Below are 14,113 nucleotides of genomic sequence, written 5' to 3' on the forward strand. Positions count from 1 at the left end.
CATATAGAGCAACTCGTCGCGTAATACGCAACAAGCGGGTGAACATGTCGAGTCTGGTCTCCACCCTTCCCGGCCGCTCCTACACCGACCCCGAGATCTTCCGCGAGGAACAGGAGAAGATCTTCGAAGACCTCTGGTTCTGCGCGGTCAGGACCGACGAACTCTCGCGACCCGGCGCCTTCAGGACCGTCAGGATCGGCAGGGAGAGCGTGATCGTCGTCCGCGGCCGCGACGGCGTCTTACGCGCCTTCCTCAACGTCTGCCGGCACCGGGGCGCGCAACTGTGCGCCGAGCCGGAGGGCGAGGTCAAGCGGACCATCCGCTGCGTCTACCACGCCTGGTCCTACGACCTCGACGGCAGGCTCGTGGCCGCGCCCAACCTGGTCAAGATGCCGGACATCGACCGGGTCGAGTACGGCCTGATCCCCGTCCACCTGCGCGAATGGCTCGGCTACGCCTGGCTCTGCCTGGCCGACGCCCCGCCCTCCTTCGAGGAGACGGTCACCGGCGCCGCCACGGAGCGGCTCGGCGACCCCGCCGCGATCGAGCATTACCACGTCGACAAGCTGGCACTCGGCCGCCGCGTCGTCTACGACGTACAGGCGAACTGGAAGCTCATCGTCGAGAACTTCATGGAGTGCTACCACTGCGCCACCATCCACCCGGAGCTGACCGCGGTGCTGCCCGAGTTCGCCGGGGGCTACGCGGCCCAGTACTACGTCGGCCACGGCGCGGAGTTCGCCGAGCGCGTCGAGGGGTTCACCGTCGACGGCAGGGCGGGCTTCGGCAAGCTGCCCGGCGTCTCCGCCGAGCAGGACCGGCGCTACTACGCGATCACCGTCAAGCCGCAGGTCTTCATCAACCTCGTGCCGGACCACGTGATCATGCACAGGATGTTCCCGCTGGCCGCCGACCGCACGGTCGTGGAGTGCGACTGGCTCTACCATCCCGACGTGGTGGCGGCCGGCGCCGACCTCACGCACTCCGTCGAGCTCTTCCACCGGGTCAACGAGCAGGACTTCGACGCCTGCGAACGGACCCAGCCCGGCATGTCCTCACGCGCCTACCGCGCGGGCGGCGTGCTGGTGCCCAGCGAGCACCACATCTCCGCCTTCCATCAGTGGGTGAACCATCGCTTGCGCGGATAGCGCACGCGCAGCGCGCCGTACTTGCTCTCGCCGCTGATCCTGATGTGCGGTACGCCGGGCCGCGGCCGGCTCGGGACGTCGGAGGAGGTCGAGCCCCACTGGTTGGCGAAGGCGTCCACGTTGGCCGAGGCGCCGGGCGGCAACACGACGCTGGCGGAGCCGTACGTGAGATCGAACACGACGTCCACCACGGGATGCGACAGGACCGCCTCGGAGAAGTCGAGGTCGACGCTGCCGTACTTGGACGTGACGCGCAGGTGGCGCGGCACGTCCCAGTCACCGGAGCGCTTGACGTGGCCGTTCTTCGTCTCCAGATGGACGGTCTCCTCGGCGACGCGCGGCGCGGGCAGATCCGCGACGACCGCGAGCAGGTCGCCGTAGGTCCGGCCGGAGAAGACGAGGCTCAGGCGTTCGTCCAGCTCGGCGGGGGTGAGGCGGCCCTCGGCGAAGGCGTGTTGCAACTGCTGGGCGGTGCGATCCCGATCCTCGTCGGCGACGCGCACGTGCAATTCCGACATGGTTCGAGCATAGGTTCGCAGTCCTCAGAACGGGAGCTTCCTTCCCGAGGGCGTGCGCAGATCGAGGGGAAGCGGCCGGCGCGGGAGGTGGGGGCGCCGCACGATCTGGATTCTCTTCACACCGGAGAGATACCCATCGGGAAGCCTTGAAGTCATCCGCTCGGAGTAACGTGTGGCTTGATGCTGGCGGACCCGTTCGCGCACCCGGCCCTCTTCTATCGGGGCGACCGGGAGTACGTCGCTGCCATCACCTCGTTCGTGCGCGAAGGGCTGGCGAGCCTGGAGCCGGTCGCGGTCGCCGTCCCCGCGGAACGGCTGGCCGTCCTCGTCCCCGCCCTGGCCGCGGACGCCGAGCGGATCATGCTGGTGGACATGGCCGACGCCGGGCGCAACCCCGGCCGGATCATCCCCGCGGTGCTGACCGACTTCGCCGACCGCCACCAGGGCGAGCGGGTGCGGATCGTCGGCGAGCCCATCTGGCCGGGACGCTCCTCCGTCGAGTACCCCGCCTGCGCCCAGCACGAGGCGCTGATCAACTACGCCTTCGTCGGCCGCCAGGCCACGATCCTGTGCCCCTACGACGCCGAACGGCTCGCGCCCGGCGTGCTGAGCGAGGCCGAGCGCACCCACCCGGTGGTACGCGAGACCGGCGGCGAGCGCCACAGCCACGCCTACGCGCCCGAACTGGTCATCACCTGGCACAACCGGCCCTTCCCCGAGCCGATCGAGCCGATCTCGCTCCGCTTCGACAGCACCAACCTGGGCTCCGCCCGCGCGCTGGCCGCCTCCCAGGCCGCGCTGGCCGGCTTCACCGGTACCCGCCTCGACGACGTGCGGCTGGTGATCGCCGAGCTGGGCGCCAACAGCCTCGACCACGGCGGCGGCACCGGCCTGGTCCGCATCTGGACCGAGGACGGCCACCTGGTGTGCGAGGTCAGCGACGCCGGCCACATCACCGACCCGCTGGCCGGCCGCCGCCCGGTCGACCCGCGCATGGCGGGCTCGCGCGGGCTGCTCATCGTCAACCTGCTCAGCGACCTGGTCAGGGTCCACACCTGGGCGGGCGGCACTGTGGTGCGCACATACTTCGCCGTGACCTGATCCTGTCCTGGCCGGGGTAGACCCGACTCATGAACGGCCTGCGCCCGATGCGCCCGCGCGACACCGCCGAGTCGCACCGCGTGGCGACCCCGCTGGAGCTCTTCTTCGACCTGTGCTTCGTGGTCGCCGTCTCCTTCGCCGGGAGCCAGCTGCACCACGCGCTGTCCGAGGGGCATCTGGCTCAGGGGCTGAGCGGCTACCTGACGTGCTTCTTCGCCGTCTGGTGGGCGTGGATGAACTACACCTGGTTCGCCTCCGCCTACGACGTGGACGACTGGTGGTACCGGATCACGACGCTCGTGCAGATGTCGGGCGTGCTGGTGCTGGCCGCGGGCGTGCCGAGGGCCTTCCAGGACGGCGACATCAGCCTGTTCGTGCTCGGGTACGTGATCATGCGGCTCGCCATGGCCTCGCAGTGGCTGCGCGCCGCGGCCGGGCATCCGGAGGGACGGCGCACGGCGCTGCGGTACGCGGCCGGGATCTGCGCGGCGCAGGTGGCGTGGGTCGTGCTGCTGTTCGTGCCGCAGGAGTGGCGCCTGGCCGGGTTCGTGGTGTGCGCCCTCGCCGAGCTGGCGGTGCCGGTGTGGGCGGAGGCGGCCGGCCGTACACCGTGGCACCCTCACCACATCGCCGAGCGCTACGGGCTCTTCACGCTGATCATGATGGGCGAGAACGTGCTCGCCGCGACCGTCGCGGTGCAGGAGGCCGGCCGCGAGCACGGGATCCAGGCCGGGCTGATCGTGCTGGCGGTCTCCGCGCTGGTGATCGTCTTCGCGCTGTGGTGGATCTACTTCGCCCCGCCGACCGCCGACCTGCTCACCTCCAACCGGCGCGCCATCCCGTGGGGCTACGGCCACTACCTGATCTTCGCCGGCATCGGCGCGCTGAGCTCGGGCGTCGAGGTCAGCCTGGACCATCTGACCGGCAAGGCCCACATCCCGGCCGTCGCCGCCGGGTACGCGGTCGCGGTGCCGGTGGCCCTGTTCCTGTTCATGGTCTGGCTGCTGCACCTGCGCCCGCACCGTTACGGCGGAGCCGACACGGCCGCCTTCCTGGCCGCGACCGCGCTGGTCCTGCTGGCGCCGCTGACCCCGCAGCCGGTGCCGGTGATGGCCGTGGTGTGCGCGGCGCTGGTGATCCTCACCGAGGCCGGCCGGTGGCGCAGGCGGTCCCGACCCTGAGGAGGCGGGCCCTACCAGGGTCTGTCTCCTCGCAGGTCAGAAGGGCCCTTCGGGGGCACCCCCGACCAAGGTAGTAGGGGGCTGATCAGGGCTGCTTAGGGTCGATCTCGGATACTCGCGAAAGCCGTATTCCACGACCTTTGAGGCATGAAGGGATTGCTCGTCAGCGGATTCGCGGCCATCGGCACCGGAAGCGGCGCCATGCTCACCTTGCACGCCGAGGCTGGGCTCGACCCGTTCCACAGCGTGATCAGCGAATACGCCTGGGCATCGGGCGGCTGGCTCCTGCCCGCCTCACTGACCCTGTTCGCGCTCGGCTCGGCGCTCATCGCCGAGGCGCTGCGCCGTTCGGGCACCGACCGGCGGGTCGTCTGGCTGCTGGTGGCCTGGGGGACCTGCATGTTCCTCATCGGCGCCTTCCCGACCGACCGCCCCGGGGTCCCGCTGTCGCTGTCGGGCGGCATTCACAGGTACGCCGCTTTCGCCGCCTTCCTGGCCATGCCGCTCGCGGGCATGCTGCTGGTCAGGGCGCGCATACGGTACGCCCCGGCCATGAAGGTCCTGTGCGGCGTCGCGCTGGGCGCCCTGCTCCTGGTGGTCGTGCCCTACGTGGTGCGCATGTTCGGCATCCCGCTGGACAACGCCGACATCCCCGCCGGGCTCACCCAGCGGGTGGTCGTGGTGTCGGAGCTGGCGGTGCTGGCCCTGATCGGGTTCTCGATGCTGGCCAAGGGACGCCGCCGTCAGCGCTCCCAGGGCGCGCGCTCGTCCATCTTGGCGTAGTACCTGGCGAGGTGGCCGCGTACCCGGTCGACCTCGTCCCGGGGGAGCTTCGCACCGCCTCTCGCGCCGTCGAGTATCCCTCCGGCGGCACCGCCTTCAGCTCACCGTTGACGACGTCGGCGATCGGCAGCTTGTACGCGCCGAACTCGCCGGCGTCGTACCAGACGAAGGCGCGTTTGTAGGCGTCGTTGGGCTGTCATACCGGACCGGCTACCCGATTCCCGGGCATGAATCGGGGCAGGAGGAGATCAGTGACTCCTACTTTGGGATGGCCGAAATGACGATTCTGATCGCGTACGACGGTTCGGACGACGCCAAGGCGGCGATCTCCTTCGCCGGCCGGGCGCTCAAGAGCGAGAACGCCGTCGTGCTCACCGTCTGGGAACGCCTCGCCATGAGCGCCGCCCGCGCCTCCGTGGGCATGGTCATGGCCCCCGAGTTCTCCGCCGCCGAGGACGAGGCGGTCGGCGACGCCATGCGGAAGCTGTCCGAGCAGGGGGCCGAGCTGGCCAGGAAGGCCGGGTTCGAGGCCACGGCCAGATGCGAGCTGGACGGCGTGGCCGTGTGGTCGACGATCGTGGACGTGGCCAATGAGCTCGACGCCGCCCTCATCGTCACCGGCACCCGGGGGCTCGGCGGGGTGAAGTCCCTTCTGCTCGGAAGCACCTCCGACCGGGTGCTGCACCACGCGAGCCGGCCCGTCCTGGTCGTTCCGGCGCCGGAGCGGGAGGAGTAGCCCGGCCGGTTCACCGGCCGTTCACCGAAGTGTCGGTCCGATGGTGCAGAGTCTCCTTCTCGGACAGACCTAGGGGGACCGGTGGCCGAACGGCTCGCGCGCAGGCTCGGCACCACCGACGCGGTGGTGATCGGGCTGAGCGCGATGATCGGCGCGGGCGTGTTCGTGGCGTTCTCGCCCGCGGTCCAGGCGGCCGGCTCGTGGCTGTTCCTGGCCCTCGCGATCGCCGCGGTCGTCGCCTACTGCAACGCGACCTCCTCGGCGCGGCTGGCCGCCCTCTACCCCGAGTCCGGCGGCACCTACGTCTACGGCAGGCGCCGGCTGAGCCCCTTCTGGGGGTATCTGGCCGGCTGGGGCTTCACCGTCGGCAAGACCGCCTCCTGCGCCGCGATGGCGCTGACGTTCGGCGCCTACGTGGCCCCGGCCCTGGCCCAGCCGCTGGCGATCGGCGCGGTCGTGGGCGTGACCGCGCTCAACCTGCTCGGCGTGCAGCGCTCGGCGGGGGCCGCCCGGGTCATGGTCGCCTTCGTGCTGGCGGTGCTGGCCATGGTCATCGCCGCCGGGCTGCTGACCGGTCCGGCGCCGCCGTTCTCCCTGACCGACCCGACCGCGTACGGCATGCCGGACCCGCTCGCCACACCCGGCTGGCTCGGACTCCAGCCCGAGCCGGAGCCGGAGCCGGGGCTCACCATGACCGCGGTGGCGGTCGCCGGCGGGGGCTCCTGGAGCCTTCCGGGCGTGCTGCAGGGGGCCGGGCTGCTCTTCTTCGCCTTCGCCGGCTACGCGCGCATCGCCACGCTGGGGGAGGAGGTGCGCGACCCGTCCCGCACGATCCCGCGCGCCGTCGGCATCGCCCTGGCCGTCACGCTCGTCGTCTACGCGCTGGTGGCGCTGGCCGCCCTCCACGCGCTCGGCCCGGAGCGCCTCGGGCTGTCGCGGGCCCCGCTGGCCGACGTGGCCAGGACCGCGGAGGTCGCCTGGCTGGTGCCCGTCGTTTCGGCCGGCGCCGCCGTGGCAGCGCTGGGCGCCCTGCTGGCGCTGGTGCTGGGCGTCTCGCGCACCGTCCTGGCGATGGCCCGCAACCGCGACCTGCCGGCGTTCCTCGACGCGATCCACCCGGTCCGGCAGGTGCCCCACCGCGCCGAGCCGGCCGTGGGCGTGACGGTGATCATCCTGCTGTTGCTCGCGGATCTGCGCGGCGCCATCGCGTTCTCCTCCTTCGGCGTCCTGGTCTACTACGCGATCGCCAACGCCGCCGCCCTGACCCTCACCAGAGACGAGGGCGCGCCGCGCCGGGTCATCCCGGTCGCGGGTCTCGGGCTCTGCCTGCTCCTGGCGTTCACGCTGCCCTGGGCGGCCGTGGTCGCCGGTCTGGCCGTGTTCGCCTTCGGCGCCGTGCTGTGGTTCCTGCGGCACCGCGGGCACCGCCCGGCCGCGGGGCGTTGACCGCGCCACGCGGGCGACTTACGGTTGCGCGATCAGACCAGCCGGTATGGAGGTTCGGGATGCCCACCGTCAGCACCGTCCGCGGTCCCGTCGACGTCGAGGAACTCGGCCAGACGCTCATGCACGAGCACGTCTTCGTCGTCTCCACGGAACACCTGGAAAACTACGGCAAGGGTTTCTGGTGGGACGAGGAGTTCCGGGTCGAGGACGCGGTGCTGAAACTCGGCGCGCTGGCCGCCAAAGGGGTCCGGACCATCCTCGATCCCACGGTGTGGGGGCTCGGGCGTTACATCCCGCGTATCCAGCGGATCGCGGCGGCCGTACCGGAGCTGAACATCATCGCCGCGACCGGGATCTACAGCTACCACGAGCTGCCGCACCAGTACGAGCACCGGGGCCCCGGGCTGATTCTCGACATGCCGGACCCGATGATCGACGACTTCGTGCGCGACCTGACCGAGGGCATCGCCGACACCGGGGTCAAGGCGGCGTTCCTCAAGTGCGTGGTCGAGCAGGACGGGCTCACGCCCGGTGTCGAGCGGATCTGCCGGGCGGTCGCGCGGGCGCACACGGAGACCGGGGCGCCGATCACCGTGCACACGAACTCGTTCACGCAGTCGGGGCCGGTGGCGCTCGACATGTTCGCCAAGGAGGGCGTGGACCTGACCAAGGTGGTCGTGGGACACGCCGGGGACACCAACGATCTCGACTACCTGATGCGGCTGGCCGACACCGGGGCGACGCTCGGGATGGACCGGTTCGGCCTCGAGCTCTACAACCCCACGGCCCAGCGGGTAGCCACGATCGCGACGCTGTGTGAGAGGGGCTACTCCGATCGGATGGTGTTGAGCCATGACGCGGCCTGCTTCATGGACTATTTCGGGGGGATGTGGGACGAGGCCCTCGCGACGGCGGCGCCCAAGTGGCGCTACGATCACATCCACGACGACGTGCTGCCCGCCCTGCGCGCCTCGGGTGTGACCGATGAGCAGATTGAGCAGATGCTGGTGTTCAACCCGAGACGCCACTTCTCGTAAAGTGGTGGGACCGGAAGACCGACGCAGGTAGGTGGAGCTGGGTGACTTCGGAGCAAGCCCTGTCGATCAGCCTGGGCCTTCAGGGGCCCTGTGTCATCGCAAGGCTCACCGGGGACTTCGACTTCGGCTCCGCGGCCGAGGTGCGCGACCGTGTCACCAAGGCCCTCGACCTCACCCAGCCGCCCATGCTCGTCATCGACATGCAGGCGGTGAGCGTCTGCGACTCCTCGGGTCTGTCCGTCCTGGTCTACCTGCACAAGGCCGTTACGGCCTCCGGCGGGCGGCTGTTGCTGGCCGGGCTCAACGGCCGCTGCAAGCACCTGTTCGCGATCACCGCGCTGGACAAGTTCTTCGACATCCGCACCACGGCGGAGCTGGCCATCGCCGAACTCAGCGACGACGGGAATTCGCCGCCGTTTACCGGGTAGTCGCCGGTGCATGTCATCGGAAGAGCCCGACCTGCTGGGCATGTACCTGCGCCAGATCGGCAGGACGCCGCTGCTGTCGGCCGCGGACGAGGTCGATCTGGCCAAACGCATCGAAGCCGGCCTCTACGCCGGCCATCTGCTCGCGGGCGGCGCGGACTGCGCCGACCTGCGGCAGCTCCGCGCGGACGGCGAGGACGCCAAGGACCAGCTGATCCGGGCGAATCTGCGGCTGGTGGTGTCGACGGCCAAGAAGTACGCGCACCGCGGGCTGCCGCTGCTCGACGTCATCCAGGAGGGCAGCCTCGGGCTGATCAGGGCGGTGGAGAAGTTCGACTACCGGCGCGGGTATAAATTCTCCACCTATGGGATGTGGTGGATCCGGCAGGCGATCGAGCGCGGCATTCACGACAAGAGCCGTACCGTCCGTTTGCCGATCCACGTGGCCGAGAACGTTTCCCGATTTTTCCGGATAGAGCGGCGGTTGGCGATCGACCTGGGCCGCCCGCCGTACGACATGGAACTGGCGGAGGCGTCGGGACGCTCGCTCGGCGAGATCACCGAACTGCGCCGGCTCGCCCGGGAAACGGTCAGCCTCGACCTTCCCGTGGGGGAGGGCGGCGACACGAGCATGGGCGACCTCATCCTCGACGAGGACGGGTTCAGCGCGGCGGAGCTCATGGAGTGGCGGGCGTTGAGCGAGGAGCTGGAGGTCGTGTTCACGACTCTCCCGCCGCGCGAGGCGTTCATCCTGAGATTCCGGTACGGCCTGGCCGGCGCCCGCAAGCAGACTTATACCGAAATAGGCTCCCGGCTCGGGCTGACCAGGGAGCGCATTCGGCAACTGGAGAAACAAGCCCTGAAACGACTCCGCCAGTGCGAGCCGTTACTCGCGTGGGCGTCATAACGCGCATTGACTGTCCAGAACGCCTGATGGTTAATCAAGGTAACTGAGGCCGCTTCAAACAGGGGGAAGCGGCCGTCCAGATAGTTCTGGGGGCAGAATGCTCAGACGTCTCGCCGGAGCCTTAGCGATCACCACGGCCGCCACGACCTTGGTGATCGCCGCACCCTCCGCCGCGAACGCCTCGTCCACCACCACCATCGCCACCATGGAAGCCGCACGGAAACAGCTCATCCGCACCAAGATCTACTGGGGACGGTGCAAGGACACCTGCCGGATCCGGGTGCGGATCAAGAACATCTCCTCCAAGCGCCTCTACGACGTGAACCTGCGCGCCAAACTGCGCGTGAACGGCCGCTACATGGGCCTGTGCCGTGACCACGTGGGCCAGATCCGGCCACGCGGCGTCCGCTGGGCGTCCTGCACGGTCCGCGGCTCGAAGCTCAACCGCATGTGGGACCGGTACCTGGACGGCCGGATCCGCTGGGACACCCGCGTCAACACCGTCGTCCACTACGAGTGGTACGGCTGACCTGCCCTAAGGCTGGACCGTGCCATCAGCACGCGAAAAAGGGGTCGAACCCGGTTCGACCCCTCACCGTGGTTCGTGGACCTAGGCGGTGATCATCAGAGCGAGACCGATCAGCACGACGATCGGGACGACCCAGACCACGGCCTCAGCAGCGAACTCCTTGTACATCGTGTAGATCTCCCTCTGGTCGCCCGGATCCGGGCCGTGGAAATGTCACCGTGCAGCATAGCCGTACGAGATGAGAACTCCGTCCACACGACCGTGTGCGAGACGTCACTCCTCCGGCTGTGGCCGCCGCGCCAGGGTCTTGCGCAGGCCGGCCAGCGACTCGTCGGCCATCCGCGCGGGGAGTCCGGGGGCGTCCGCGTCGATCTGCGTATGGATCGCCGGCTCGTCGGCGACCCGTCGCGTCCACGCCCGTACCACCGCGGGCATCGCGTCCGTCGCCTCCCGGCTGAGAGTCGCCTCCCTGGGCAGCCACACCGTCAGGAACGCCGACACCCGCGCCGGACTCCACCACAAGCCCCGATCCCCCACAAACTCCACCAGCACCCGATACGCCTCCGCCGCCCCGGGCACGCCATCCAACTCGGGGAACTCCGCCAGACCAGGCACCCCGAACCCACCGCCCACCGGGCCCGCGGCCGGCCCGCCCACCGGGGCCGCGGCCGGCTCACCGGGCTGTGCCAGGTCCGTCGGCCGCGCGTGGTCCGGTTGCGCCGGATCTTCGGTCGGCGGCGTCCGGGCTGCGGCTGGCGAGGTGTGGGCTGGGCCATCGGCCAACTGGGTCTCGGCGGCCTGGGTCTCGGCCGCCTGGGCCGGCTCGCCGGTCGGCCGGGCATGGGGCTGTGCCGGGTCTTCGGTCGGCTCGGCTTGGGTGTGGGCCGGGATGGAGCGGGTGCGGGCGAGGGTGAAGGCACGTAGCGGGGGGAGGGTGTCGGCCACGGGGGCGCCGAGCAGCATGTCGAGCAGCGAGAAGGCCTCCAGGACGCGTCCGGCGACCAGCGCCGGGTCGGCAGGGCTCAGGCCCAGGTCGTCCAGGAACTTGGGCTCCTCGACCGCGGCGTCCACCGCGATGCCGCCGTTGACCTGGTCGATGGCCACCACGACGGTGTGGGGCTCCTTGCCGTTCCGGTATCGGAAGGTGAGTGCCGCCAGGACTTGCTCGCCGTAAGGGTCGGCCTTGCCGTACCAGGCGGACTCACAGGTGACCTCACCCATCCGGCCAGCCCACTCCGGCCCCGGGTCGGCAGCCCGCACAGGCGTACCCACCGCGGTGAGCGCCGCGGCCACAAGAGCCGCCTCCGCCCCGGAAGCACCCTCCAGCAGCCCGCCGAACTCGTCACCGCCATCCTCATCGAACTCGGCGACCAACCGGCTGGCCCACAACTCAGCCCGCAGCGGCGACCGCCATCTCAGCAGATCGCCCGCCTGCGCAAGGGCCGCCCCATACCGGTCACTCGTCGTCATCCCTCGACCGTATCGCCTGCCCACCCACCCCACGCACCCACAAGACAACCCCCGGCCCCTGCACGGGGTGGCGCAGCTGTCCGAAAGGGTGCCGGAGACGGCTCATGCCGCCTGGACTTGTGGGTCCGGGCGGCATGAGATGCCTGTCGGCAAAAGCGTGACCGGGTGGGGTCAGCGGGGGTCGTCGCCGGTCAGGCCGGCCTTGCGGAGGGCTTCGGCCATCGCGCCCGACGGGGCCGGGCGGCGGCCGCCGTCGCGACCACCCCGCTGGTTGCCGCCACGCTGGCCGTCGCGGTTACCGCCCTGGCCGCGCGCGTTGTCGCGACCGCCGCGGCCGTCACCGCCGCGAGAGTCACCGCCGCGGCCTTCGCCGCCGCGATTGTCGCCGCCCCGTCCGGTGCCGCCCTGGCTGTCGCCTCGGCCGGAACCGGCCTTGCCGTCGCCACGGGCTCCGCCGCGGGAGTCGCCGGTTCTGGCGTCGCCACGCCCGCCTCTACCCTCGCCGCCCTGCCCAGGACCGCCCCTGCCGGAACCGCCCTGCCCGGGACCGCCCCTGCCGGAAGCCCCCTGCCCAGGACCGCCCCTGCCGGAAGCCCCCTGGCCGGAAGCCCCCTGACTGGTGCCGCCCTGGCCGGATCCGCCTCGGGGGCGGTCGGTTCTGGGGCCTCGGGGGCGGGAGTCGCTTTCGGTGTCGTCTTCCAGGCGCAAGGTCAGGGAGATGCGCTTGCGGGGGATGTCCACATCGAGGACCTTGACGCGGACGATGTCGCCCGGCTTGGCCACGTCGCGCGGGTCCTTGACGAAGGTGCGGGACATGGCCGAGACGTGTACGAGCCCGTCCTGGTGGACGCCGACGTCGACGAAGGCGCCGAAGGCGGCCACGTTGGTGACGACGCCCTCCAGGATCATGCCCGGCGTCAGGTCGGACAGCTTCTCCACGCCCTCCTTGAACGTCGCCGTCTTGAAGGCGGGGCGCGGGTCGCGGCCGGGCTTCTCCAGTTCGCGCAGGATGTCGGTGACGGTCGGCAGACCGAAGGTGTCGTCGACGTAGTCGTGCGGCTTGAGAGAGCGCAGGGTCGCGGTGTTGCCGATCAGCGTCTTCAGGTCGCCCTCGATCGCGCCGAGCATGCGGCGCACCACCGGGTACGACTCGGGGTGCACGCTGGAGGAGTCGAGCGGGTCGTCGCCGCCGGCGATGCGCAGGAAGCCGGCGCACTGTTCGAAGGCCTTGGGGCCCAGGCGCGCCACGTCCTTCAACGCCGTGCGGGTGCGGAAGGGGCCGTTGCTGTCGCGGTGCTGGACGATGTTGTCGGCCAGGGTGGAGCCGATGCCGGACACGCGGGTCAGCAGGGGCGCCGAGGCGGTGTTGACGTCGACGCCCACCGCGTTCACGCAGTCCTCGACGACCGCGTCGAGTGAGCGGGAGAGCTTGGTCTCCGACAGGTCGTGCTGGTACTGGCCGACGCCGATGGACTTGGGGTCGATCTTGACCAGCTCGGCCAGCGGGTCCTGCAGCCGGCGGGCGATCGAGACCGCGCCGCGCAGCGAGACGTCCAGTTCGGGAAGCTCCTGCGAGGCGTACGGCGAAGCCGAGTAGACCGAAGCCCCCGCCTCGGAGACCACGATCTTGGTGATGCCGGGCATGTGCTTGACCAGCTCCCCGGCGAGCTTGTCGGTCTCGCGGGAGGCGGTGCCATTGCCGATGGCGATCAGCTCGACGTTGTGGCGCTGGGCCAGCGCGCCGAGGGCGGCCAGCGACTGGTCCCACTGCCGCTTGGGCTCGTGGGGGTAGATGGTGGCGGTCTCGACGACCTTGCCGGTGGCGTCGACGACCGCGACCTTCACACCCGTGCGCAGGCCGGGGTCGAGGCCCATGGTGGCGCGGGTGCCGGCGGGCGCGGCCAGCAGCAGGTCGCGCAGGTTGGTGGCGAAGACGCGCACCGCCTCCTCCTCGGCCTCCTGCCACATGCGCATGCGCAGGTCGAGGCCCAGGTGGACGAGGATGCGGGTGCGCCAGGCCCAGCGCACGGTCTCGCCCAGCCACTGGTCGGCGGGCCGTCCCTGGTCGGCGATGCCGAAGCGGGCGGCGATGCGCGGCTCGTAGTCGGTGCCCTCGTCGGGCTCCAGCGTGAGGGAGAGGATCTCCTCCTTCTCCCCGCGGAACATCGCCAGGATCCGGTGGGAGGGCAGCTTGGTGAACGGCTCGGCGAAGTCGAAGTAGTCGGAGAACTTGGCCCCCGCCTCCTCCTTGCCCTCGCGTACCTTGGCCGAGAGCTGCCCGCGGCTCCACAGCTGCTCGCGCAGCTCGCCGATGAGGTCGGCGTCCTCGGCGAAGCGCTCGATGAGGATGGCGCGCGCGCCTTCGAGCGCGGCGGCGGCGTCGGCCACGCCCTCGGTGAGGAAGCCCTCGGCCACGGCCAGCGGGCTCAGCGAGGGGTCGGCGAGCAGCTGGTCGGCCAGCGGCTCCAGCCCCAGCTCGCGGGCGATCTGCGCCTTGGTGCGCCGCTTCGGCTTGAAGGGCAGGTAGATGTCCTCCAGGCGGGCCTTGGTGTCGGCCGCCATGATCTGCGCCCTGAGCTCGTCGTCGAGCTTGCCCTGCGACTCGATCGACTCCAGGATGGCCGCGCGCCGCTCTTCCAGCTCGCGCAGGTAGCGCAGCCGTTCTTCGAGCGTGCGCAGTTGCGCGTCGTCGAGGGTGCCCGTGACCTCCTTGCGGTAGCGGGCGATGAACGGCACGGTGGCGCCGCCGTCGAGCAAGTCGACGGCCGCCTGAACCTGCCCTTCGCGCACCCCGAGTTCTTCCGCGATCCGCTGGTGAATAGAGAGCACTTG

The 14,113-nt window shown here is 70.6% G+C and carries 13 protein-coding genes; 10 read left to right on the plus strand and 3 right to left on the minus strand.

All coding sequences use genetic code 11. The features are described 5' to 3' along the window. Positions 1-44 precede the first annotated feature (44 nt). The gene (locus tag ACFWYW_RS16635; RefSeq protein ID WP_379610332.1) at positions 45-1,148 is read left to right on the plus strand and encodes an aromatic ring-hydroxylating dioxygenase subunit alpha; all 1,104 of its coding nucleotides are present in this window, start codon (positions 45-47) and stop codon (positions 1,146-1,148) included. Here ACFWYW_RS16635 and ACFWYW_RS16640 read toward each other — a convergent pair. Next, the gene (locus tag ACFWYW_RS16640; protein ID WP_379610330.1) at positions 1,118-1,666 is read right to left on the minus strand and encodes a DUF1707 domain-containing protein; all 549 of its coding nucleotides are present in this window, start codon (positions 1,664-1,666) and stop codon (positions 1,118-1,120) included. The genes ACFWYW_RS16635 and ACFWYW_RS16640 overlap by 31 nt on opposite strands. A 180-nt stretch (positions 1,667-1,846) precedes the next feature. Here ACFWYW_RS16640 and ACFWYW_RS16645 point away from each other — a divergent pair, with 180 nt between their 5' ends. The 9 genes from ACFWYW_RS16645 to ACFWYW_RS16685 all read left to right on the plus strand — a co-directional run bounded on the left by ACFWYW_RS16645 (position 1,847) and on the right by ACFWYW_RS16685 (position 9,811). Continuing rightward, a complete protein-coding gene (locus ACFWYW_RS16645; protein WP_379610329.1) occupies positions 1,847-2,767 on the plus strand; it encodes an anti-sigma factor RsbA family regulatory protein in 921 nt (306 codons plus the stop codon). Between the two features lie 29 nt (positions 2,768-2,796). Further along, positions 2,797-3,948 carry a low temperature requirement protein A gene (locus ACFWYW_RS16650; RefSeq protein ID WP_379610328.1) on the plus strand — a complete coding sequence of 384 codons (1,152 nt, stop codon included), beginning with the start codon at positions 2,797-2,799 and terminating at the stop codon, positions 3,946-3,948. A 147-nt stretch (positions 3,949-4,095) separates the two neighbouring features. Then, on the plus strand, positions 4,096-4,731 hold the full coding sequence (locus tag ACFWYW_RS16655) for a DUF998 domain-containing protein (RefSeq protein WP_379610326.1): 636 nt from the start codon (positions 4,096-4,098) through the stop codon (positions 4,729-4,731). 277 nt (positions 4,732-5,008) lie between these two features. Then, the gene (locus ACFWYW_RS16660; RefSeq protein ID WP_379610325.1) at positions 5,009-5,467 is read left to right on the plus strand and encodes a universal stress protein; all 459 of its coding nucleotides are present in this window, start codon (positions 5,009-5,011) and stop codon (positions 5,465-5,467) included. 81 nt (positions 5,468-5,548) lie between these two features. After that, positions 5,549-6,913 carry an APC family permease gene (locus ACFWYW_RS16665; protein WP_379610323.1) on the plus strand — a complete coding sequence of 455 codons (1,365 nt, stop codon included), beginning with the start codon at positions 5,549-5,551 and terminating at the stop codon, positions 6,911-6,913. Positions 6,914-6,972: 59 nt separating this feature from the next. Beyond that, the gene (locus ACFWYW_RS16670) at positions 6,973-7,950 is read left to right on the plus strand and encodes a phosphotriesterase (RefSeq protein WP_379610322.1); all 978 of its coding nucleotides are present in this window, start codon (positions 6,973-6,975) and stop codon (positions 7,948-7,950) included. 41 nt (positions 7,951-7,991) lie between these two features. After that, positions 7,992-8,378, plus strand: coding sequence for an STAS domain-containing protein (locus ACFWYW_RS16675; protein ID WP_379610321.1), 387 nt, complete (start codon positions 7,992-7,994; stop codon positions 8,376-8,378). Positions 8,379-8,388: 10 nt separating this feature from the next. Then, on the plus strand, positions 8,389-9,282 hold the full coding sequence (locus tag ACFWYW_RS16680) for an RNA polymerase sigma factor RpoD/SigA (RefSeq protein ID WP_379610320.1): 894 nt from the start codon (positions 8,389-8,391) through the stop codon (positions 9,280-9,282). Positions 9,283-9,379: 97 nt separating this feature from the next. After that, positions 9,380-9,811: a hypothetical protein gene (locus tag ACFWYW_RS16685; RefSeq protein ID WP_379610319.1), complete on the plus strand. Its 432-nt coding sequence runs from the start codon at positions 9,380-9,382 to the stop codon at positions 9,809-9,811. A gap of 273 nt (positions 9,812-10,084) precedes the next feature. Here the strand turns inward: ACFWYW_RS16685 and ACFWYW_RS16690 are convergent, their stop codons facing one another. Together ACFWYW_RS16690 and ACFWYW_RS16695 are read right to left on the minus strand one after the other, a co-directional pair. Beyond that, entirely contained in the window at positions 10,085-11,281 is a 1,197-nt protein-coding gene (locus ACFWYW_RS16690) for a hypothetical protein (protein WP_379610318.1), read from the minus strand. A 171-nt stretch (positions 11,282-11,452) separates the two neighbouring features. Continuing rightward, complete coding sequence (locus ACFWYW_RS16695) at positions 11,453-14,110, minus strand: Tex family protein (protein WP_379610316.1); 2,658 nt, start codon at positions 14,108-14,110, stop codon at positions 11,453-11,455. Positions 14,111-14,113: the final 3 nt, after the last annotated feature.

It is taken from the genome of Nonomuraea sp. NPDC059023, from assembly GCF_042740095.1.
Classification (GTDB): Bacteria; Actinomycetota; Actinomycetes; order Streptosporangiales; family Streptosporangiaceae; genus Nonomuraea.